Genomic DNA, 21,723 nt, shown 5'->3' on the forward strand with positions numbered 1-21,723 from the left:
CGGAACCGTTCCGTTGTTGGATGTGTGGGATGTGCGAGTCGAGGATGCGAGCGTCTATCTGCGCGCTCGTCTGGTCGCCCAGACGTCGATGCCGACGGCCGCGACGATGAGGGCTCCCTTGATGACGGACTGCCAGTAGGCGGGCACGACGAGGATGTCGAGGCCGTTGTTGAGCGTCTGGATGAGCAGCAGGCCGAGGAGCGTGCCCCAGACCGTGCCGCGGCCGCCGAAGAGGCTCGCCCCGCCGATGACGACGGCGGCGATCGCGTCGAGCTCGTAGCCCGCACCGAGTGTGGGCGCGCCCGAGATCACGCGAGACGAGATCATCAGACCCGAGACCCCCGCGAGCAGACCGCTCGCGACGTAGACCCAGATGAGCGTGCGCTTGGTGCGAACGCCCGCGAGCGAGGCGGCGGTGGCGTTACCGCCGACCGCGTAGACGCGGAGACCGAACGTGGTGCGCGTCAGCATGAACCAGAACAGGAGGAAGCCGAGGATCATCAGGATCACCGGGATGGTCAGCCCGAAGAACGCCGTGTTCGCGAACGCCCCGTAGCCGCCGGGAAGGCCGTTGATCGGGGCCCCCTTGCCGATGACGTAGGCGAAACCGGAGGCCGCCGTCATGGTGCCGAGCGTCGCGACGAACGGCGGCACGTTGAAGAGGCTGACGATGAGTCCGTTGATCAGGCCGAACACTATGCCGACGCCCGCGGCGACGACCGGGGCGAGCCAGAGCGAGTCGGGCATGTTCACGGCGACCCAGGCGCCCGACATCGCGCTGACCGCGATCACCGATCCGACGGACAGGTCGATGCCACCGGTGAGGATCACGAGCGTCTGGCCGAGGGCGACGAGCGCGAACGGCGCCGCCGCCACGAGAATGGTGACGACATTGTCGGGGGTGGCGAAGCGGGCGCTTCGATAGCTGAAGTAGGCGATCACCAGTAGCAGCACGATCACCATCGCGTTGCGCACCAGCAGTCTGCCGATGGTCTCCTTGGTGAATCGGGAGCGGAACCCGCCGATCGCGGTGGTTGCGGAACTCATCGTGTAGCTCTCTTCGTCGAAGGAATGGTCGGGACAGCGGCGGTCAGCGCGGCCTCCTCGCCGCTCGCCAGGTGGAAGATGCGGTTCTGCGCCTCGGGCGAATCCAGCTCCTCGCGGGTGAGCTCGCCGGTGATCTCGCCGCGTCGCATGACGCAGACACGATGGCTCATGCCGATGAGCTCGGGCATGTCGGAGCTGACCAGGATGACGGCCATCCCGGATGCCGCGAGGTCCGAGATGATGCGGTAGATCTCGCCTCGTGCACCGACGTCGACGCCGCGCGTGGGCTCGTCGAGCAGCAGCACCGAGGGCGTTCGCCCGAGCCAGCGCGAGATGACGATCTTCTGCTGGTTGCCCCCGGACAGCGTCTCGACGAGCTGGCCGAGGGATCGGGACCTGAGACGCACGCGCTCGCCCAGCTCCTTGGCCGTGCGTCTGCGGGAGGGCTGCTTGAGCACGCCGAGCACGGCGTGGTCCTGGAGATAGGGCAGGGTGAGATTGTCGAGAACCGATCGGCTCAGTATGAGGCCCGCCGCTTTGCGATCCTCCGGGACGAAGGCGACGCCCGCCGCGATGGAGTCACGGACCCTCGGCCTGTCGAGACGGCGGTCTCCCACTGCGACCGTTCCCTCCACTGCGCGTCGTGCGCCGAAGAGGGCTGCGAGGGTTGCTGAGCGCCCGGCGCCCACGAGGCCGCCGATCCCGAGGATCTCTCCGCGCCGCACCTCGAGGTCGATCGTCGGAACGCCTTCACGGCGACGCAGGCCGGATACCGAGATCGCCGTCGTCTCCCCCGGCGGCTCGATCTGCGGGAACAGCTGCCCGAGATCGCGTCCGATCATCGCCGTGACGATCTGCTCGGGAGCCACGCTCCCGGCCTCTTCGTCGAGCACCAGCGCGCCGTCGCGCAGCACGACGACGCGATCGGCGATCGCCTCGATCTCCGCCATGCGGTGCGTCGTGTAGATCATCGCCACGCCCTGTGCGCGGAGCCTGTCGATCACGGCGTAGAGTCGGGCCACCTCCGCCGCGGGGATCGAGGAGGTCGGCTCGTCGAGCAGCAGCACGCGCGCTCCCGAGGTGGTCGCCTTCACGATCTCGATGATCTGGGTGTACGCGACGGAGAGCGAGCTCATCGGCCTCGACGGATCGATCGAGACGCCGAACTCCTCGAGCATCGAGCGGGCCCGGGCCACCATCTCCCGACGCTTGAGCACGAACCCGAAGCGCTTGGGCTCGTGTCCCACGAACAGGTTCTCGGCGACGCTGAGGTCTTCGTAGGGCGCCAGCTCCTGGGGAACGATGCCGACGCCGAGCGCGCGGGCGGCGTGAGGATTGACGCTGTCGAGCCGAGATCCCTCGATCTCCACTGTGCCGTCGTCGGGCGCGAGCTGACCGCTGATGATCTTGAAGAGCGTGGATTTGCCCGCGCCGTTCTCGCCCGCGAGAACGGTGACGCTGCCCGGAGCCACATCGAAGCTCATGTCCCGCAGCACGGGTACGCCGCCGAAGGACTTCTTGAGCCCGGTTACCGAGAGTGCGTGGACCATCCGAGACCGCTCCTTTGCCGTTCGAACATCGCCACTCCGCGATGTCACGTGATTAATTCACCATAGTTGCGAGAATATAAAGTGTCAATATCGACATTAGCAATATTTTTCTGTTACATTCACTTGCAGGTCGCCCCGACCGAGAGAAGAGGATCCACCATGAGAGCCGCGATTTTCCGAGGGCCAGGTCAGCTCGCAATCGAAGAAGTCGATCCGGTTCCGCCCGGACCGGGCGAGGTCGCCGTGGAGGTGCGCGCCGCAGCGACCTGCGGCACGGACCTCAAGTCGTACCGACGCGGTCACCCGAAGCTGTTCCCCGTGCTTCCCGCACGTTTCGGGCACGAGTTCGCGGGCGTCGTCACCTCCGTCGGAGAAGGGGTCACGCGATTCCGCCCAGGCATGCGCGTCGTAGCGGCGAACACTGCCCCCTGCGGCGCCTGCTGGGCCTGCACCATCAACCGCGAGAGCCTCTGCGAGAACCTCCAGTTCCTGAACGGCGCCTTCGCCGAAGAGGTCACCATTCCCGCCGCCATCGTCGCCCGCAACACGTACGAGATCCCCGAATCCCTCGCCTTCGAGGCCGCGGCCCCTCTCGAGCCCCTGGCGACCGTGGTGCACGGCATCGACGAATCGGGAATCCGCCTCGGCGACACCGTCGTCGTGCACGGAGCGGGCCCGATCGGCCTCATGTTCGTGAGGCTCGCGACTCTGCGCGGCGCCAACGTGGTCAGCGTCGACCAGAGCGCGTTCCGCCTCGGCGAGGCCGAACGCGCGGGGGCGAAGCAGACCGTCGACATCACCGGCCTCGACGCCGACGACGTGCTCGAAGCCATCCGCTCGACGACGCCCGGCGGCCGCGGGGCCGACGTGAGCATCGAAGCCGTCGGGCTCCCACAGGTGTGGGAGCAGGCGGTGCGCGCGCTGCGCCCGGGCGGCACGGCAGTGCTCTTCGGCGGCACCCCTAAGGGTGCGATGTTCGGGGTCGACTCCTCCGCCATGCACTACGAGGAGTACACGCTGAAGGGCGTATTCCATCACACTCCGAAGTACGTGCAGACCGCGGTCAACCTGCTCATCAGCGGTCAGGTCGACGGCATGTCGCTCATCAGCGAGGTGCGGCCCCTCGACGCACTCGTCGAGAGCCTCGAAGACATGGCTGCAGGTCGCGGCAGCAAGTACGCGCTGGTGCCGTGATGGGAGAGATCACGATTCTCGGGGCAGGAGCGATGGGCTCGGCCCTCGCCACCCCGCTCAGCCGCAACGGACATCGCGTGCGCCTCTGGGGCACGCACCTCGACGACGCCCGGCTCGACGCGCTCAGCTCGGGCGCACCGCACCCCGGCACCGGCGTCCGCTCACCCGAGGGCGTCAGCTGGTTCAGAGACACCGAGCTGGAAGCGGCGCTCGACGGAACCGACGCCGTGATCATCGCGGTCTCATCGCCCGGCGTCCACGACACCGCGGCCCGCGCGGCCGCGCGCATCGGAGACATCCCGATCATGCTCGCGAGCAAGGGGTTCCATCGCCGAGCCGACGGAACGATCACGCTCATGCCGGAGGCCGTCAGGGAAGCACTCGGACAGCCCGAACGGCGCATCGTCGCGATCGGAGGCCCCTGCAAGGCGGACGAGGTCGCAGCGGGCCGGATCACCTCGACGCTCTACGCGTCGCACGACCGCGAGGAGGCCGTCCGCGCGGCGGCGCTTCTCGCAACCGACGACTACCGCGTCGAGGTTTCGGACGACGAGACCGGGTTGGAGATCTGCGCGCCGTTGAAGAACGTCTACGCGATCGCGCTGGGCTACGCCGACGGCTTACAGCAGCGCACCGGGCAGCCGTGGCACAACCTCAAATCGGCTCTGTTCGCCCGAGCGGTCGGCGAGATGTCCGTGCTCTCCGAACTGACCGGCGGGCGCACCGAGACCGCATTCGGACTCGCGGGCGTCGGCGACCTCGAGGTCACCGGGCTCTCGGGCAGGAACAAGGTCTTCGGCAGCCGTCTCGGCACCGGCGAGACGGTTCCCCAGGCGCGGGCCGCGATGGACGCGGCCGGTCTCACGGTCGAGGGGATCGCCGCCTGCGGGTTGGGAGCGGAATTCGCGGATCAGGCCGGCGCGAGCCCGAACCGCGTGCCGCTGCTGCACGCCATCCGCCGCGTCCTCGACGATGCGGGATCAGACCCGCACACGGAGTTCAGCACGGCTCTGACACCCTGAGAACGATTCCTCACCCCTGTTCGAAGGAGAACACCCATGGAAGTCGTCATCGCCGTCGACTCATCGACCACGGCGAGCAAGGCCGTCGCCTTCTCGCTCGACGGAGCCGTGCGCGCCATCGGCCGAGCACCGATCTCGCTCTCCGCGCCGCGAACCGGCTGGCGAGAGCAGGATCCGACGGAGTGGTGGAGCACGACCGCCGCCGCGCTACGGGAGGTGTCGACCCGCCTGCGGGAGCGGGGAGACGAGACGCTGGCCGTCGGCATCACGCATCAGCGGGAGAGCTTCGCGTGCCTGGATGAGGAGAACGACCCCGTGCGGCCGGCGATACTCTGGCTCGACGGCCGACCGGGGGAACAGGTCCGCTCGCTCGGCACCCCCGAGGTGCACGATCTCTCGGGCAAACCGCCCTCGACGACCCCGAGCTTCTACAAACTCGCCTGGCTGGCCGAGAACGAGCCAGAAGCGCTCGATCGGACGGCCCGGATCGCGGACGTGCACGCCTACCTCTCCCTCGCGATGACCGGTCGATTCGCCACGAGTTCCGCGTCCGCCGACCCGACCGGCCTCGTCGATCACCGATCCGGCCGGTGGTCGGAGCGGCTGCTCGAACTCGCCTCCGTCCGTATCGAACAGTTGCCCGAGATCGTGTCTCCCGGAAGCCCGATCGGCGGACTCCTGCCCGAGACGGCCGAGCTCACGGGCCTGCCCGTGGGGTTGCCCATCATCGCAGGAGGTGGCGACGGGCAGTGCGCCGGCCTCGGCTCCGGCATCGTCGCCCCGGGACAGGCCTATCTCAGCCTCGGCACCTCGATCGCGCTCGGCACCCACAGCGAGCGCGTCGATCCCTCCCCCAGCTATCGGGTCATGGCGAGCCCGCTGGGGCACGGCCACACGCTCGACGCGTTCATCGCCAGCGGCTCGTACTCGGTCTCGTGGTTCCGCAAGAGCTTCGCGCTGCCCGCCGATGACACCGCCGGGCACCGCGACGAAGATCCGTTCGAGCTCGCGGTGGAGCGATCCGAGGGCCGCATGCAGTCGCTGATGTTCGTGCCCCACCTCTCGGGTGGAGCCACCCCGTACTGGGACGACCGGATGAGAGGCGCGTTCGTCGGCATCAGCGACGACCACACCGCGGCGGAGTTCTACCGCGCCGTGCTCGAGGGGCTCGCGTTCGAGATACGTCTGCTGTGCGACGGCTTCGAGCACGCAGGCAGCCCCATCGAAGGCATCGCCGTCACGGGCGGGGGCACCGCCTCCGACCGGTGGCTCCAGATCATCTCCGACGTCACGGGTCGACCGCTCGAACTCGCGTGCACCACCGAGGCCACCGCCCTCGGCGCCGCGATCCTCGCGGCGGCCGCCACCCGCTTCGACGGAGACATCGAAGCTGCCGCCGCGGCCATGACCCGACCCGAACGAAGGGTCGAGCCCCACCCGGACCGCGCCGAGCGCTACGCGGAGATCTTCCCCCTGTACGCCACGGTGGCCCCTGCCCTGGCGTCCTTCGACTCCGGTGCCGCCGCGCTCGGACTCACCAGCTAGCACCAACTTCCGAAACGAGGACACCATGCACACCCCGCTCAGCATCGTCATCGGATCCGACGAGGCCGGCCACGACTACAAAGAGGCGCTGAAACGCGATCTGCAGGACAGCGACCTTGTCTCCTCCGTCGAGGACATCGGCGTCGATGCCGACGGTCGCACCCCCTACCCGACCGTCGCCATCGAGGCGGCCGAGCGGGTCGCCCGAGGCGAGGCCGACCGGGCGCTGCTCATCTGCGGCACCGGCCTCGGCGTCGCGATCGCGGCCAACAAGGTGCCCGGCATCCGCGCGGTGACGGCGCACGACAGCTTCTCGGTCGAACGCGCCATCCTCAGCAACGACGCCCAGGTGCTCACGATGGGCCAGCGCGTCATCGGGCTCGAACTCGCCAGGCGCCTCGTGCGCGAATGGCTGGAATACCGCTTCGACACCTCGAGCGCGAGCGCCGAGAAGGTCGCGCTCATCGACGCATACGAGCATCCGGAGAGCGCGGCCTGAACGGCGGATCACCCCCGACGACCCCTGCTAGCCTCGGAGAACACACGGAAAGTCGAAAGTCGTGACCGGAGGCGCACATGGCCAGTAGATCCGACGTAGACCAGCGCCGGAGCGAGATCTCCACCCTCGTCTCCGAGCAGGGCTTCGTGCGGGTGGCGGAACTCGCGAACCGCTTCGGCGTGACCGCGATGACGATCCACCGCGACCTCGACGCCCTCGACGCCCGAGGCGCCCTGACGAAGGTCCGCTCCGGCGCGCGCGCCACACCCTTCGAAGAGCAGGAGCGGAACGTGGCGTTCCGCGAACATCACATGGTGCCGCAGAAGGCCGCGATCGCTGCGGCCGCGAGCGACTGGCTCGACACGCAGGAGGACGTGCGGGTCGTAGCACTCGATGACAGCACCACTGCCCTCGCACTCGTGCCCGCCCTCCTGGAGCGGGCGGGCCTGACGATCGTCACCAACTCCCACATCATCATCGACAGGGTCTCCGCCGTACCGAAGAGCCGGCTGATCGCGATCGGCGGCAGCTACTCGCACGAGTTCATGTCGTTCAACGGCTCGGCGGCGATCGATGGGATCCGCGCGCTCCAAATCGACGTCGCATTCATCTCGGCGACCGCCGTCGGCAACCACGCCACCTTCCATCCGGCGGAGGTGCCCCTGCTCACCAAGCGGGCGCTCATGAACCAGTCCGAGCAAACGGTTCTGCTCGTCGACCACACGAAGTTCGAGCGGCGCGCGCTGCATCGGCAGGCCCGCCTCGATGAATTCGCCGCGGTAGTCGTCGACGACGGCATCGACGAGAAGCACCTCGAGCGCCTGCGGGAGCAGGTCGAGACGGTCATCGTCGCCCCCGTCGCCTGAGCGGTGCGGTTGTTCAGGAGCCCGGCGGCACGACCGTGTAGGGATCCCAGCCGCTCGGACGGCAGGCGGCTCCGTCGAGGGTGAGCGATCCCTCGCCCTCCGGGACGACTCGCCCGATCGCACGGAACCCCTCGGGCAGCGCGGCGTCGGGCGCGAAGGTCGCCAGGAGGCCGTGATCCTCGCCGCCCGTGAGCATCGCGACGAGCGGCACCGCCTGCCCCCGCTGCACACCGAAACCCGACTCGAGCGCGGCCGTCGAGAGATCGATCGCGACTCCGCTCGCGCCTGCGAGGCGCGCCGCGTCGAGCGAGAGCGAGTCCGAGACGTCCATCATCGCGGTCGCCCCCGCCTCGGCCGCGACGGCGCCGAGCCCGATCGGGGGCGTAGGCGCGAGCTGCGCCGCGAGCGCGGCGGCGTGCCGTTTCCGCAGCCCGGGCAGGGCGCGCCCATGCGCCGTACCGTCGGCCTCGGCCGACTCCGCGAAGAGCAGCGACAGGCCGAGGCCGGCGAGCCCGAGATCGCCGGCGTAGGCCACCGTATCGCCCGGCCTGGCGCCCGTCCGCGTCACGGCGGGCCGTCCGTCGAGCTCGCCGAGTGCCGTCACCGCGGCGACCAGCACCGGGGCGCGCCCCAGGTCGCCGCCGATCACGCCGCAGCCGGGCGCGAGGGCCCGGCAGGCCGCATCGAGCCCGCGCGCGATCTCCTCGAGCAGTGACACCGGCGTGTCCCCCGGCACGGCGAGCGAGACCGTGAGCGCGGTGGGACGCGCGCCCATTCCCGCGACGTCGGAGAGGTTCGTCGCGGCCAGCTTCCAGCCGAGTTCGTATCCCGAGTGCCAGGCGGAGCGGAAGTCGGGGCCCTCGATCATCGTGTCGCTCGTCACCACGAGCTCGCCCCGCACCCGCATGACGGCGCAGTCGTCGCCCGGCCCGAGGCTCGCCGCGTCCGCCGCACCGAGCTGCGCGAGCACGCGCGCGAGCACGCCGCTCTCGCCAAGCTCGCCGACGGTCTGGGCGGATCCCTCGCTTCTGATCACACCTCCACGCTAGCGCCTCGGGGCTCCGCGGGATCGCACGGCCGCGCAGCGGTAGGCTGGCAGGGTGACCTCCCGCAGCACCCGCCTCGCCGCCGCAGCTGCGGCCCTCGTCGCCACCGCCTCCCTGCTCACCGGGTGCGCGGGCGATGTGCCGATGGACGCCGCGCCCGACGCCAATGACCCGGCCTGCGCCGACGTCATCGTGCGTCTGCCGCAGACCGTCGCCGAGCTCGACAAGCGCACCACCAACGCGCAGGCGACCGGCGCCTGGGGCGATCCCGCCGGCGTGCTGCTCTACTGCGGCATCGAGCCGAGCGGGCCCACCACGCAGGAGTGCGTCAACGTGAACGGCGTCGACTGGATCGTCGACGACTCGCGCGCCCCGCTCTACCGCTTCGAGGCCTACGGCCGCTCCCCCGGTCTCGAGGTGATCGTCGACTCCGAGAAGGCGAGCGGCACCGCCGCGGTACTCGATCTCGGGGCAGTCGTGAAGGAGCTGCCGCAGGTGCGGCAGTGCACGAGCGTCGACGACACCTTCGACCTCGGCCCGGGCGCGTAGGCTGCGCGGCGCCGACGGAAGCCCGCGCGCCGCCGTCGGTTTCTCCGCCGCCTCTCCGCGCGGCGCGGCACCCCTTCATTCGGATCTGGCAGCTCATTCGGACCGAATCCGGCGTTCTGACCCGAATGAGCTGCCCCATCCGCGCGAGGAGCCGAGGCGGAGAGGCGCGAGGGATCCGGCCGACCCCGCGAGGGATCCGGGCGCCGCCGTCCCCGCGAGCCTAGTACGCCGGGCGCTTCGCGAGCGCGAGTTCGACGAGCTCGGTGATGAGCTCCGTGTAGCCGAGCCCCGATTCCTCCCACAGCCGCGGGTACATCGAGATCGGCGTGAAGCCGGGCATCGTGTTGATCTCGTTGAGCACGGGGCCGTCGTCGGTCAGGAAGAAGTCGATCCTCGCGAGCCCGTCGCACTGCGCCACCTCGAAGGCCCGCACCGCGGCGTCGCCGATCGCCGCGAGCTCGGCCTCGGTCACCGAGGCGGGCAGTTCGAGCTCCACTCCGGCCGCGCCGAGATACTTCGCCTCGAAGTCGTAGAACTCGCGCCCCGTGAACACGATCTCGCCGACCACGGTGCTCGCCCGCGGAGCACCCCCGTCGCGGCCGCCGAGCACGGCGATCTCGATCTCACGACCGACGACGCCGGACTCGACGAGCACCATGCGGTCCTCCGCGAAGGCGAGTTCGAGGGCCGCGGGAAGCCCCTCCGGCCCGGTGACCCGGCTCACGCCGACGCTGGATCCCGCGCGCGCCGGCTTCACGAAGAGCGGGTAGCTCAGCCCTTCGTCGAGCGATGAGATGAGCGAGGGATCCCTGTCGAGCTCACCCTGGGTGATCATGCGCCACGGAGCCACCGGGATGCCGGCCTCGGACAGCACCGTCTTCACGGCGTGCTTGTCCATGCACAGCGCCGAGCCGAGCACGCCGCTGCCCACGTAGGGCAGATCTACGAGGTCGAAGAGGCCCTGGATCGTGCCGTCCTCGCCGTAGGGGCCGTGCAGCATCGGCAGCACTGCGTCCACGTGGCCGAGGGAGCGGATATCGCCGTCGGAGTGGATCACGGTGAGCGATCGTGTCTCGGTCGAGGCGGGCCAGAGCACCCGCGTACCGTTGTCGAGGACCTCGGGCAGCGCCGCGGCGTCGAGCCGGTAGCCGTCGAGCTCGTCCTCGCGCATCAGCACCGTCGCGCCGTGCTTGGTGATGCCGACGGGGATCACGTCGAACAGCTCGCGATCGATGGCGTGCAGCACGCCGGCCGCGGTGACGCAGCTGATGCCGTGCTCGCTCGAGCGGCCGCCGAACAGCAGCACGAGGGTGCGCTTCGCCCGCACGGCGGCCTCCGGGCCGAATTCGTTCTCGGTCATTCGGCGTGTCCCCTCATCCGGTCGAGCAGCCGCCGCCATCGGCCCGGCTTCGTCGCGTTCAGGCTCAGCTCGGGCTGCGGCACGTCGTCCTCGGTGGCGAGGTGCGGGCCCAGATCCTTCGGCGCCATGCGGCCTTCGAGCACCATCTGCACCTGTTCGACGATGGGCATGACGATACCGCGTTCGCGGGCGATCTCGAGCACGGGAGCCACCGAGGTGATGCCCTCGGCGACCTGCTGCATCTGCTCGCGCGTCTCCTCCTGCGTGTACCCCTGTCCGATGAGCCGGCCGGCGGTGTTGTTGCGCGAGAGCGGCGACTGGCAGGTGGTGATGAGGTCGCCGAGGCCCGCAAGGCCCGAGAGCGTCGTCGGGTCGGCTCCCTGCGCCACCGCGAACTCCGTCATCTCGGCGAGACCGCGGGTGATGATCGCCGCCTTCGTGTTCTCGCCGTATCCGACGCCGTCGACGATGCCGATCGCGAGCGCGATCAGATTCTTGAGCACGCCGCCCAGTTCGGTGCCCACCACGTCGGTGTTGACGTAAGTGCGGAAGTAGGGCGCGGAGGCCGCCGTGGCGATCTCCTGCGCGACTTCGAGCGACGCGCACGAGGCGACGGCGCCGGTCGGCTGCTCCTTCGCAATCTCGAGGGCGATGTTGGGCCCCGAGATGACCCCGATGCGCTCGGGCTCGAGGTCGAGGGTATCGGCGATCACCTCCGACATCCGCATCGTCGTGGTCTTCTCGACGCCCTTCACGAGACTGACGAGCACGCTGCGGCGGTCGAGGTAGGGCTCGATATCGAGCAGGTTCTGGCGCAGCGTCTGGCTCGGCACCGCCAGGAAGACGAGCCGCGCGCCCTTCAGCGCAGCGGCGAGATCACTCGTCGCCTGCAGCTGCTTCGGCAGGTTGATGCCCGGCAGGTACTGCGAGTTGCGCTTCGCGACCTGGATCTCGCTCGCCACCTCGGGGCGCCGGGCCCAGATGCGCACGTCGCAGCCGGCGTCGCAGAGGACCTTCGCGACGGTCGTGCCCCAGCTGCCCGCTCCGATGACGGCGACTTTGCGGCCGCGGTTGCGGCGCTCTCCCGCCGCGACGATGGGAATCGGTCGTGTGTTCAAAAGCGTCCCGTCTCGCTCTGCTGGTGCTTGCTCGGATCCCACAGCTCAGCGGGCGGCTGCTCGCCGCGCAGTTCGGCGAGCAGCGCGGTGATCGCGTCCATCAGATCCTTCGTCGCCTCCGACACGACCCGCTGGTCGAGGCCCCGGTCGCGGTAGCGGCTGAGGTCGAGGGGCTCACCCACGGCGACCTCGATCGTCTTCCGGGGGAAGGGGTGGATCCGCTTGCCGTAGCGCGGCATCAACCGCTGCGTGCCCCAGTGGGCGACGGGTATCAGCGGGATGCCCGATGCGAGGGCGAGGCGCACCGCTCCGCTCTTACCGCGCATCGGCCACAGCTCGGGATCCCTCGTCAGTGTTCCCTCGGGATACACGATCACGCCCGCCTGCCGCTCGATCAACTGGTTCGCAGCGCCCATCGGACTGTTGCCGGAGCGGCTGGATCCCTCGCGCTCCACAGGGATCTGCCCCGACGCCCGCAGCACCCATCCGAGCACCGGAACCTTGAAGAGACTCGCCTTCGCCATGAAGCGCGGCAGACGCCCGAGGTGCCACACCGCGGCGCCCATGGCGATCGGGTCGATCTCGCTGTAGTGATTGGGGGCGAGGATGAACGGGCCGGAGGGGAGCTTCGAGGTCGGGGTGAAGCGGTAGCGCACCATGAGGGACCACAGTGGAAGAATCATCCCGGCGAGCAACCAGAACATCGAGGGTCGGCGTTTCTCTGCCGACGGCCGGCTCCGCAGCTGCACCGTGTGAGTCATGCTTCGATTATCCCGGACGCCGCGGCCTCCCGACGGCATATCCGCCGGGAGGCCGCGGAATCCGGGCGCAGAATCACCGCCGCGCCCGGAGTGTCGGAGATCTCAGCTCTCGAAGATGAAATCGGCGCCCAGCTGGCGCAGCTTCTCGATGAAGTTCTCGTAGCCGCGCGAGATGATCCCGAGGTTCGTGACCTTCGTCTGCCCCTCGGCCGTGAGCCCGGCGATGAGGTAGCTGAAGCCGCCGCGCAGATCGGGCACCTCGATCTCGGCGCCCGAGAGCGGGGTGGGGCCGGTGATCACCGCGGCCTGTTCGAACTCGCGACGCAGCACGCGACGCGTCTCGTCGTGCAGCCCGTCCTTGTAGACGCGGATGTCGGCGCCCATCTTGTTGAGCGCGTCGGTGAAACCGAAGCGGTTCTCGTAGACGGTCTCATGGATGGTCGACACGCCCTCCGCCTGCGTGAGCGCCACGACGAGCGGCTGCTGCCAGTCGGTCATGAAGCCGGGGTGCACGTCGGTCTCGATCGTGACCGGCTTGAGCGGGCCGCCCGGATGCCAGAAGCGGATGCCGTCGTCGTGCACGTCGAAGTCCCCGCCGACCTTGCGGAAGACGTTCAGGAAGGTCATCATCTCCTCCTGCTTCGCCCCGCCGACGAACACGTCGCCCCCGGTCGCGAGAGCGGCCGAGGCCCAGCTCGCGGCCTCGTTGCGGTCGAAGATGGCGCGGTGGTCGTAGCCGCGCAGCTCCTTCACGCCCTCGATGAAGATGACGCGGTTGGGTTCGACCGTGATGATCGCGCCCATCTTCTGCAGGATGCAGATGAGGTCGATGATCTCGGGCTCGATGGCCGCGTTGCGCAGCTCGGTCTGCCCCTCGGCGAGCACGCTCGTGAGCAGCACCTGCTCGGTCGCCCCGACCGACGGGTAGGGCAGCTCGATGTTCGCTCCCTTGAGCCCGTTCGGCGCGGTGAGGCTGATGCCGCTCGGCAGCTTCTCGACGACGGCGCCGAACTTGCGCAGCGCGTCGAGGTGGAAGTCGATCGGGCGGTCGCCGATGCGGCAGCCGCCGAGATCGGGGATGAAGGCCTCGCCGAGGCGGTGCAGCAGCGGGCCGCAGAACAGGATCGGGATGCGCGAGGAACCCGCGTGCGCGTCGATGTCGGCGTGGTGCGCCTGCTCGACGTTCGAGGGATCCAGGCGCCACTCGCCCGGATCGTCGCCCTTCGTGATCAGCACGCCGTGCAGGGCGAGCAGACCGGCGACCACGCGGATGTCGGAGACGTTCGGCACGTTGCGCAGGATGCTCGGGGTCTGGCCCAGGAGGGCCGCAACCATCGCCTTCGGCGCGAGGTTCTTCGCGCCGCGCACCTCGATACGGCCCTTCAGCGGCCGTCCGCCGTTGATGATGATCTCGTCGGAGGTCAGGCCGACGCGTGCGCCCGCCTGCTGCGCATCGTGCTTGAGACCCCCGTCGGGGGTCGCCTCAGGGGTCTGGTCGTTGTCGCTCACTCGGCTCCTCAAGACAGGGTGGTCGTCGGCATCCAGCTGGGACGCGTCGCCTCGAAATCGGAGATGGCCTGCTCGTCGCGCAGGGTCAACGAGATATCGTCGAGCCCCTCGCGCAGCCGCCACCGGGTGTACTCATCAATCTGGAACGGCACCGTCGTATTCCCGACCGACACCGTGCAGTCCTCGAGGCTCACCGTGAGCTCGACGCCGGGATCGGCGTCGATCGCGGCCCACAGCCGCTCGACGTCGGCCTCCTCGACCTGGGCGGCGAGCAGCCCCTGCTTGCCCGAGTTGCCCCGGAAGATGTCGGCGAAGCGCGCCGAGATCACGACCTTGAAGCCGTAATCGCGCAGCGCCCAGACGGCGTGCTCGCGCGACGACCCGGTGCCGAAGTCGGGGCCCGCGACGAGGATCTGCGCGTTCGCGAAGACCGGCTGGTTGAGCACGAACTCGGGATCCTGCCGCCAGTGGTGGAAGAGCGCGTCGTCGAAGCCCGTCTTGGTGACGCGCTTCAGGAAGACGGCCGGGATGATCTGGTCGGTATCGACGTTGGAGCGCTTCAGGGGAGCCGCGACGGCGGTCAGCGTGGTGAACTTGTCCATGGCTCAGGCCTCGACCTTCTCGTCTGCGCCGATCTCTGCGACGGGGGTGATGGTGAGACGGCGGCGGATCTTCGCGGCCTGCTCCTCGGTCAGCGGCGGGGCGTCGTGCGTGATCCCTCTCGCCGCGTCCTCCTGCAGGTCCCAGGGGCTCGAGAGCGTTCCGCGGATCGCAGTGGCCGCCGCAACGAGCGGCGACACCAGGTGCGTGCGCCCGCCCTTGCCCTGGCGCCCCTCGAAGTTGCGGTTCGAGGTGGAGGCGCAGCGCTCCCCCGGCGCCAGCTGGTCGGGGTTCATGCCGAGGCACATCGAGCAGCCGGCGAAGCGCCACTCGCCGCCGAACTCCTCGACGATCCGGTCGATGCCCTCGGCCTCGGCCTCGAGGCGCACGCGGGCCGAGCCCGGCACCACCATGAGGCGAACGCCGTCGGCCTTCTTCTTGCCCTTGATGAGCTCGGCGAAGGTGCGCAGGTCGTCGAGGCGGCTGTTCGTGCACGAACCCATGAACACCGCGTCGACCGCGATCTCCTTCATGGGCGTGCCCGCCTCGAGGTCCATGTACTCGAGCGCGCGCTCGGCGGCTGCGCGCTCGTTCGGATCGACGATCTCGGCGGGGTTCGGCACGCGGTCGCTCAGCAGCACCCCCTGGCCGGGGTTGGTGCCCCACGTCACGAACGGCTCGAGCTCGTTCGCGTCGATGAACACCTCCCTGTCGAAGACGGCGCCCTCGTCGGTGGGCAGCGTCTTCCAATAGGCGACCGCCGCGTCCCAGTCGGCGCCCTTCGGCGCGTGATCGCGGCCCTTCACGTACTCGAAGGTCGTCTCGTCGGGCGCGACCATGCCCGCGCGGGCGCCGGCCTCGATCGACATGTTGCAGATCGTCATGCGGCCGTCCATGCTCAGCGAGCGGATCGCCGAGCCGCGGTATTCGAGCACGTAGCCCTGCCCGCCGCCCGTGCCGATCTTCGCGATCACGGCGAGGATGATGTCCTTCGCGGTGACCCCGGGGCGCAGCTCGCCCTCGACGTTGATCGCCATGGTCTTCAACGGCTTCAGCGGCAGCGTCTGGGTCGCCATGACGTGCTCCACCTCGCTCGTGCCGATGCCGAATGCGAGCGCGCCGAATGCGCCGTGGGTCGAGGTGTGGCTGTCACCGCAGACGACCGTGATGCCGGGCATCGTGAGGCCGAGCTGCGGGCCGACGACGTGCACGATGCCCTGTTCCTTATCGCCGAGCGGGTGCGCGCGCACGCCGAACTCCGCGACGTTCTTGCGCAGCGTCTCGATCTGGACCCGGCTCGTCGGATCCTCGATCTCCTTGGTGATGTTGACCGTCGGCGTGTTGTGATCCTCGGTCGCGATCATGAGGTCGACGCGGCGCAGCGGGCGGCCCGCCATGCGAAGGCCGTCGAACGCCTGCGGGCTCGTCACCTCGTGGATGAGGTGGAGGTCGATGTAGATCAGGTCGGGATTGCCGTCCTCGCCCTTCACCACGGTGTGGGCGTCCCACAGCTTCTCGGCGAGGGTGCGGGGACGCGGAGCGGTCGCGGGTTCTGACGCGTGCTGATCAGTCATGATTCTGTGTGCTTCTCTTCTCGGAAATTCTGCGCTGCACGAACACATGCTCGGCTCCGTGCGCGGTGGATCGGCCATGCGAGAACTCCGCGACGGGTGGGCCGATGGGCTAGACCCCGTCGCGGCGTCGAAGAAGAAGCTGCCGCATACGCATGAGCAAGAGTCTATCACCGGGCCGGGCCGGGAGTCGCAGCGCACGGGCTCTCATGATTCCGCGAGGGATCCCTGCGGCGGGATCCCTCGCGAAGATCGTGAGACGCGATCAGTCCTCGGGGGTATCGGCAGCGCCGAGGTGCAGCCTCTCGCCATGGGCCTTCGCCTCGCGCTGCATCTTCACGACGCTCGCGATCGTGGCGACGGCCATTGCGGCGACGATGAAGCCGAGGGACATCCAGATGTTGATCTCGGGAACCGGCACGTGATGGCCGCCGTTGATGAACGGCAGCTCGTTCTCGTGCAGGGCGTGCAGGATCAGTTTCACACCGATGAACGCCAGGATCGCGGCGATGCCGTACTTGAGGTACTCGAGCTTGTCGAGCAGGCCGCCCAGCAGGAAGTAGAGCTGGCGCAGGCCCATGAGCGCGAACACGTTGGCGGTGAACACGATGAACGGGCTCTGCGTGATACCGAAGATCGCGGGGATCGAGTCGAGCGCGAAGAGCAGGTCGGTGGCTCCGAGCGAGATGAGCACGAGCATGAACGGGGTCCACATGCGCTTGCCGTCGATCGTCGTGCGCAGCTTGCCACCGTCGTAGTGGTCGCTGAACGGCATGACCTTCTTCACCTGGCGGATGATCCAGCTGTCTCCCTCGTCGTCGTGCCCGCCCGGCTTCACCTGCTGCCACGCGGTCCAGATGAGCCAGGCGCCGAAGAGGAAGAAGACCGCGATGAAGCGCTCGATGATCGCGGCACCCGCGAGGATGAAGAGGCCGCGGAAGATGAGTGCGAGGATGATGCCGATCATGAGCGCGCGCTGCTGATACGCGTGCGGCACCTTGAAGCTCGCGAGGATCAGCACGAACACGAACAGGTTATCGATCGAGAGGCTGTACTCCGTGAGCCAGCCCGCCAGGAACTCCGTACCGTGCTGCACATCGCCGAGCAGGAAGATCGCACCGGCGAACACGAGCGCGAGCAGCACGTAGAAACCGACCCAGAGGCTGGCCTCGCGCATGCTCGGCACGTGAGGGCGCTTGATGATGAGCAGCAGGTCGAGCACGAGGATCGCGACCAGGGCGATCATCGAGCCGACTTCGAACCAGAGCGGGAGAACTGACGTCACGTGGACTCTTTCCTTCGGCGGGCGCAAGGGTGCGCGAACGACCGAAGGTCTCTCCCCGGCAGCGCTCTCGCGTTGCCGCCCGCACCGGCAGCGCCACGGAGCGCTGCGTATTGACGATGCCAGGTGTTCGGGATACTCCCCCTCGCGGCGACCAGTATACCCGCGTTCAGCTTCCGCGCGGCACCCCTGCGCTAGCATGATCACCCGTTCGTGCCGAGACGACCTGAGGGGATCCCGTGATCGACCGTTCCGCGCCGCCGATCGAGCGCAGCGCCGAGAGGGGCCCGGGCCCAGCCTCGCGCACCCTCGCCGGCTTCATCTTCGCGAGCCGCTGGCTGCAGGCGCCGCTCTACCTCGGCCTCATCATCGCCCAAGCCGTCTACGTGGTGCTCTTCTTCGTCGAGCTCTGGCACCTCGTCGAGAACGCGATCATCGCGGGCCACATCAGCGAGACCGAGGTCATGCTCAGCGTGCTCGCGCTCATCGACATCGTGATGATCGCGAACCTGCTGATCATGGTGATCATCGGCGGCTACGAGACCTTCGTGTCGAAGATCCGCGTCGAGGGGCACCATGACGAGCCCGATTGGCTGTCGCACGTCAACGCCAACCTGCTCAAGGTCAAGCTCGCGATCTCGATCATCTCGATCTCGTCGATCCACCTGCTCAAGACGTTCATCGAGGTCGGTCGTATGGAAGACGGCGTCGTGCGGAACGCCGACGGCTCGGTGCTCTACTCCTGGGACGGGGTGCTGTGGGAGGTCGTGATCCACCTCGCCTTCATCGTCTCGGCTCTCGCGCTCGCCTGGATCGACCGCATGAGCCACCACTCCCCCGCGGCTTCGGCGCAGCCGATCACCGCCGGGCGGATCGAGGCGGGGCTGCGCGGCGCCGACACGGCGGCGTCTGCCTGGTCGGGTGCGGCCGATCCCGATGGGTTCATCACCGTACGGGTGCCGGTCGGCAGCCCGCTCCCGGAGGGCGCTCGAACCGTCGACGAGCGCTAAGCTGAGACGGCGCCCGCGGGCGCTTCGCGCGAGTGGCGGAATTGGCAGACGCGCTGGATTTAGGTTCCAGTGTCCTCGGACGTGGGGGTTCAAGTCCCCCCTCGCGCACGCGAATGAGACGGCCTCCGGCCCGGGAACTCGCGCCCCGGGGCGGGGGGCCGTTCGCGTCGGGGGCGGTGGGCGTATCTGGCCCGTCCGGATTCCCGAGTTCGTCCATCTCGTGGGGCCTCTCGGATAGAGTCGCACCGGAGACCTTCGAGGAGAGGACGGGGAGCGATGGGCGACGCAGCGACGAGCATCGACGAGTATCTGGCCCGCGTCGATCCCGCATTCCGCGCGGAGCTCGAACGCATACGCCGGCTCGTGACGCGACTGGTGCCCGAGGTCGAAGAGGCGATCACGTACCGCATGCCGACGCTGAAGTACGGGGATCGCGCGCTGGTGTACTTCACCGCCTCCAAGAAGCACATGAGCTTCTACCCCTCGTCGTGGGCCATCGAGGCGCTGAGAGATTCACTCTCGGGGTACAAGACCACCGAGCACGCGATCCAGTTCACCCTCGATAACCCGCTTCCCGATGAGCTGATCGAGGAGCTGGTGCGATTCCACGTTCGGGAGATCGATGGGTCGAACGATGGCCGTTGAGACGACGAAGAGCAAGATCGTGGGTGCCATCGCGCAATCCTGAGCTGCGCCGTCGAGTTCCGCGCGACGAAGCCCGTTTTGCCCTGAGTCCGAAGATGATCGCTTCGTCCAGGAATACCCCTTAGGGGTATAGCGTTGGATTGTCGTACCGGCTGAACCGGGAGAGGACTGCAGCTCTCCGGCCGCGAGCCGCGCAGGAAGGCAGGAGATCATGAGCAGCGATCACTCGACAGGACACCACGACCACGTGGAGCATGCGCATCAGCACGCGTCGGACGGCCGGGCCGGGCACGACGATCACGGTTACGCGACTTACTCGCACCACGACCACGGCCATGCAGACCGCGGGCGCACCGGTCATGCCGGCCACCACGATCACGGCGACCACGTCGGGCAGTTCCGCCGCCTGTTCTGGATCATGCTCGTGCTCGCCGTGCCGGTAGTGGCCTTCAACGACATGTTCGCCCACCTCGTCGGCTATCAGCTGCCCGAGGCCGCGTGGGTGGCGTGGGTGTCGCCGATCCTGGGCACGGTCGTCTACCTCTGGGGCGGCAGGCCGTTCCTCTCGGGCGGGCTGAGCGAGATCCGCTCCCGCAAGCCGGGCATGATGCTGCTCATCGCACTGGCGATCACCGTCGCATTCCTCGCCTCCTGGGGTGCGAGCCTCGGCATGCTGCACCACGAGCTGAACTTCTGGTGGGAGCTGGCACTGCTGGTGGTCATCATGCTGCTGGGACACTGGATCGAGATGCGCTCGCTCGCGCAGACCACCTCCGCCCTCGACTCGCTCGCCGCGCTGCTCCCCGACGAGGCCGAGAGGGTTGACGGCGACGACGTGGTCAGGGTCGCTCCGGCCGAGCTGGCGGTCGGCGACGTGGTGATCGTGCGCCCGGGATCCTCGGTTCCCGCCGACGGCAGGATCGTCGACGGGTCGGCGTCGATGGACGAGTCGATGATCACCGGCGAGTCTAAGACTGTGCGCCGCGAGGTCGGGGATCAGGTGGTCGCCGGCACCGTCGCCACCGACTCCGGCCTGCGGGTCGAGGTCACCGCGACCGGGGACGACACCGCGCTCGCGGGCATCCGGAAGCTCGTCGCAGACGCTCAGGCGTCCTCGTCCCGGGCGCAGCGGATCGCCGACACCGCGGCGGCGTGGCTGTTCTGGTTCGCGCTGGGTGCGGCGCTCGTCACCGCCGCTGTCTGGACGCTCGCCGGGCTGCCCGACGCCGCCGTGGTGCGCACGATCACCGTGCTCGTGATCGCCTGCCCGCACGCGCTCGGCCTGGCGATCCCGCTGGTGGTGTCCATCGCGACCGAGCGGGCCGCCCGGGGCGGCGTGCTCGTCAAGGATCGCCTCGCGCTGGAGTCCATGCGCACTGTGGACGCGGTCCTGTTCGACAAGACCGGCACTCTCACGAAGGGCGAACCCACCGTCACGGGCGTCGAGTCCGTCGGGGGCCGTACCGAGGCCGAGGTGCTGGTGCTGGCCGCCGCCGCGGAGGCCGATAGCGAGCACCCGCTCGCCCGCGCCATCGTCGGCGCGGCTCGCGCCCGCGAGCTCGACGTACCCGCCGCCACGGAGTTCTCGTCCTCGCCGGCCGTGGGCGTCAGGGCCGTCGTAGGCGGAACCGTGGTCGAGGTCGGCGGCCCCTATCTGCTCGAGCAGCACGGCGCCGGCGAACTCGCCGTCGCCGACGCCTGGCGCGAGGAGGGCGCGATCATCCTGCACGTGATCGCCGAGGGCGAGGTCATCGGCGCCCTGCGGCTGGCCGACGAGATCAGGTCGGAGTCCCGCGAGGCCGTCGACGCGCTGCATGCCGCCGGTGCGCAGGTCGTGATGATCACGGGCGACGCGCGGGCCGTCGCCGAGACAGTTGCGCGGGATCTCGGCATCGATCGTGTGTTCGCGGGGGTGCGCCCCGAGGACAAGGCCGCCAAGGTCGCCGAGCTGCAGCACGAGGGCCGCAGAGTCGCGATGGTCGGCGACGGCGTGAACGACGCCCCCGCGCTCGCCCAGGCAGACGTCGGCATCGCGATCGGGGCGGGCACCGACGTGGCGATCGGCTCGGCGGGTGTGATCCTGGCCTCCTCCGATCCCCGGTCGGTGCTGTCGGTCATCGAGCTCTCCCGGGCGGCGTACCGGAAGATGAAGCAGAACCTGTGGTGGGCGGCCGGCTACAATCTCGTCTCCGTGCCGCTGGCCGCGGGCGTCCTCGCACCGATCGGCTTCGTGCTGCCGATGAGCATCGGGGCGATCCTCATGTCCGTCTCGACCGTCGTCGTCGCCCTCAACGCGCAGCTGCTGCGCCGCCTCGACCTCGCCCCGCAGGCCAGCACCGCCCGGATCCTGGATCGCTCGGCCTGATCCCTGTCTAGGGCGTGTCTCCTATATGAGTCGGTGAAGTTCGGGCAGGCTGAGGATCGGCGGATTCAACCGGTGGTCGCAACGAGTTCCGTGAACTTCTCCGATGGTGTCAGATATCCGAGCGTCTTGCGTGGTCGGCCGTTGAGCGAGTCCTGAATCGCGGTCAGGTCCGCGCGGCTAACGA

At 68.9% G+C, this 21,723-nt stretch carries 19 protein-coding genes and 1 tRNA gene; 10 read left to right on the forward strand and 10 right to left on the reverse strand.

Annotated features, from left to right (window positions below):
• Window positions 1-54: 54 nt before the first annotated feature.
• Together J4H91_RS13380 and J4H91_RS13385 are read right to left on the reverse strand one after the other, a co-directional pair.
• Complete coding sequence (locus tag J4H91_RS13380) at window positions 55-1,047, reverse strand: ABC transporter permease (protein WP_208046760.1); 993 nt, start codon at window positions 1,045-1,047, stop codon at window positions 55-57.
• Window positions 1,044-2,597 (reverse strand): sugar ABC transporter ATP-binding protein, encoded by a 1,554-nt coding sequence (locus J4H91_RS13385; protein ID WP_208046761.1) that lies wholly within the window; start codon window positions 2,595-2,597, stop codon window positions 1,044-1,046. Before J4H91_RS13385 ends, J4H91_RS13380 begins: the two co-directional genes overlap by 4 nt.
• A gap of 159 nt (window positions 2,598-2,756) precedes the next feature.
• Between J4H91_RS13385 and J4H91_RS13390 the strand changes: the two genes are divergently transcribed.
• The 5 genes from J4H91_RS13390 (at window position 2,757) to J4H91_RS13410 (ending at window position 7,723) form a co-directional block, all read left to right on the forward strand.
• Complete coding sequence (locus J4H91_RS13390) at window positions 2,757-3,791, forward strand: zinc-dependent alcohol dehydrogenase (RefSeq protein ID WP_208046762.1); 1,035 nt, start codon at window positions 2,757-2,759, stop codon at window positions 3,789-3,791.
• Complete coding sequence (locus J4H91_RS13395) at window positions 3,791-4,813, forward strand: NAD(P)H-dependent glycerol-3-phosphate dehydrogenase (RefSeq protein ID WP_208046763.1); 1,023 nt, start codon at window positions 3,791-3,793, stop codon at window positions 4,811-4,813. The genes J4H91_RS13390 and J4H91_RS13395 overlap by 1 nt, the downstream gene beginning before the upstream one ends.
• Before the next feature lie 36 nt (window positions 4,814-4,849).
• Window positions 4,850-6,358, forward strand: coding sequence for a xylulokinase (locus tag J4H91_RS13400; RefSeq protein WP_208046764.1), 1,509 nt, complete (start codon window positions 4,850-4,852; stop codon window positions 6,356-6,358).
• Between the two features lie 25 nt (window positions 6,359-6,383).
• Entirely contained in the window at window positions 6,384-6,857 is a 474-nt protein-coding gene (locus J4H91_RS13405) for a ribose-5-phosphate isomerase (RefSeq protein WP_208046765.1), read from the forward strand.
• Between the two features lie 77 nt (window positions 6,858-6,934).
• Window positions 6,935-7,723, forward strand: a complete 789-nt coding sequence (locus J4H91_RS13410; protein ID WP_208046766.1) for a DeoR/GlpR family DNA-binding transcription regulator — start codon at window positions 6,935-6,937, stop codon at window positions 7,721-7,723.
• A gap of 13 nt (window positions 7,724-7,736) precedes the next feature.
• On the opposite strand, the gene thiL is transcribed toward J4H91_RS13410, so the two are convergent.
• Window positions 7,737-8,756 (reverse strand): thiamine-phosphate kinase, encoded by a 1,020-nt coding sequence (gene thiL / locus J4H91_RS13415; RefSeq protein WP_424960846.1) that lies wholly within the window; start codon window positions 8,754-8,756, stop codon window positions 7,737-7,739.
• Between the two features lie 67 nt (window positions 8,757-8,823).
• On the opposite strand from thiL, the gene J4H91_RS13420 reads away from it, so the two are divergent.
• Window positions 8,824-9,318 (forward strand): DUF3515 family protein, encoded by a 495-nt coding sequence (locus tag J4H91_RS13420; RefSeq protein ID WP_341783553.1) that lies wholly within the window; start codon window positions 8,824-8,826, stop codon window positions 9,316-9,318.
• Window positions 9,319-9,538: 220 nt separating this feature from the next.
• On the opposite strand, the gene J4H91_RS13425 is transcribed toward J4H91_RS13420, so the two are convergent.
• The 7 genes from J4H91_RS13425 to J4H91_RS13455 form a co-directional block, all read right to left on the reverse strand.
• Window positions 9,539-10,678 (reverse strand): D-alanine--D-alanine ligase family protein, encoded by a 1,140-nt coding sequence (locus tag J4H91_RS13425; protein ID WP_208046767.1) that lies wholly within the window; start codon window positions 10,676-10,678, stop codon window positions 9,539-9,541.
• Window positions 10,675-11,796 (reverse strand): NAD(P)H-dependent glycerol-3-phosphate dehydrogenase, encoded by a 1,122-nt coding sequence (locus tag J4H91_RS13430; protein ID WP_208046768.1) that lies wholly within the window; start codon window positions 11,794-11,796, stop codon window positions 10,675-10,677. Before J4H91_RS13430 ends, J4H91_RS13425 begins: the two co-directional genes overlap by 4 nt.
• Window positions 11,793-12,557, reverse strand: coding sequence for a lysophospholipid acyltransferase family protein (locus tag J4H91_RS13435; protein ID WP_208046769.1), 765 nt, complete (start codon window positions 12,555-12,557; stop codon window positions 11,793-11,795). The genes J4H91_RS13430 and J4H91_RS13435 overlap by 4 nt, the downstream gene beginning before the upstream one ends.
• 102 nt (window positions 12,558-12,659) lie before the next feature.
• The gene (gene murA, locus J4H91_RS13440; RefSeq protein ID WP_208046779.1) at window positions 12,660-13,982 is read right to left on the reverse strand and encodes a UDP-N-acetylglucosamine 1-carboxyvinyltransferase; all 1,323 of its coding nucleotides are present in this window, start codon (window positions 13,980-13,982) and stop codon (window positions 12,660-12,662) included.
• Between the two features lie 92 nt (window positions 13,983-14,074).
• Window positions 14,075-14,668 carry a 3-isopropylmalate dehydratase small subunit gene (gene leuD / locus J4H91_RS13445; protein WP_208046770.1) on the reverse strand — a complete coding sequence of 198 codons (594 nt, stop codon included), beginning with the start codon at window positions 14,666-14,668 and terminating at the stop codon, window positions 14,075-14,077.
• 3 nt (window positions 14,669-14,671) lie between these two features.
• Window positions 14,672-16,240: a 3-isopropylmalate dehydratase large subunit gene (gene leuC, locus J4H91_RS13450; protein ID WP_208046771.1), complete on the reverse strand. Its 1,569-nt coding sequence runs from the start codon at window positions 16,238-16,240 to the stop codon at window positions 14,672-14,674.
• 262 nt (window positions 16,241-16,502) lie between these two features.
• Window positions 16,503-17,522: a TerC/Alx family metal homeostasis membrane protein gene (locus J4H91_RS13455; RefSeq protein ID WP_208046772.1), complete on the reverse strand. Its 1,020-nt coding sequence runs from the start codon at window positions 17,520-17,522 to the stop codon at window positions 16,503-16,505.
• A 236-nt stretch (window positions 17,523-17,758) separates the two neighbouring features.
• Here J4H91_RS13455 and J4H91_RS13460 point away from each other — a divergent pair, with 236 nt between their 5' ends.
• The 4 genes from J4H91_RS13460 to J4H91_RS13475 all read left to right on the forward strand — a co-directional run bounded on the left by J4H91_RS13460 (window position 17,759) and on the right by J4H91_RS13475 (window position 21,539).
• Window positions 17,759-18,529 carry a TIGR00645 family protein gene (locus J4H91_RS13460; RefSeq protein WP_208046773.1) on the forward strand — a complete coding sequence of 257 codons (771 nt, stop codon included), beginning with the start codon at window positions 17,759-17,761 and terminating at the stop codon, window positions 18,527-18,529.
• A 26-nt stretch (window positions 18,530-18,555) separates the two neighbouring features.
• A tRNA-Leu gene (locus J4H91_RS13465) sits at window positions 18,556-18,637 on the forward strand.
• A gap of 168 nt (window positions 18,638-18,805) precedes the next feature.
• Window positions 18,806-19,174 (forward strand): iron chaperone, encoded by a 369-nt coding sequence (locus J4H91_RS13470; RefSeq protein WP_208046774.1) that lies wholly within the window; start codon window positions 18,806-18,808, stop codon window positions 19,172-19,174.
• A 211-nt stretch (window positions 19,175-19,385) separates the two neighbouring features.
• A complete protein-coding gene (locus J4H91_RS13475; protein ID WP_243752985.1) occupies window positions 19,386-21,539 on the forward strand; it encodes a heavy metal translocating P-type ATPase in 2,154 nt (717 codons plus the stop codon).
• Window positions 21,540-21,723: the final 184 nt, after the last annotated feature.

This window comes from Leucobacter ruminantium, from assembly GCF_017565705.1.
GTDB lineage: Bacteria > Actinomycetota > Actinomycetes > Actinomycetales > Microbacteriaceae > Leucobacter > Leucobacter ruminantium.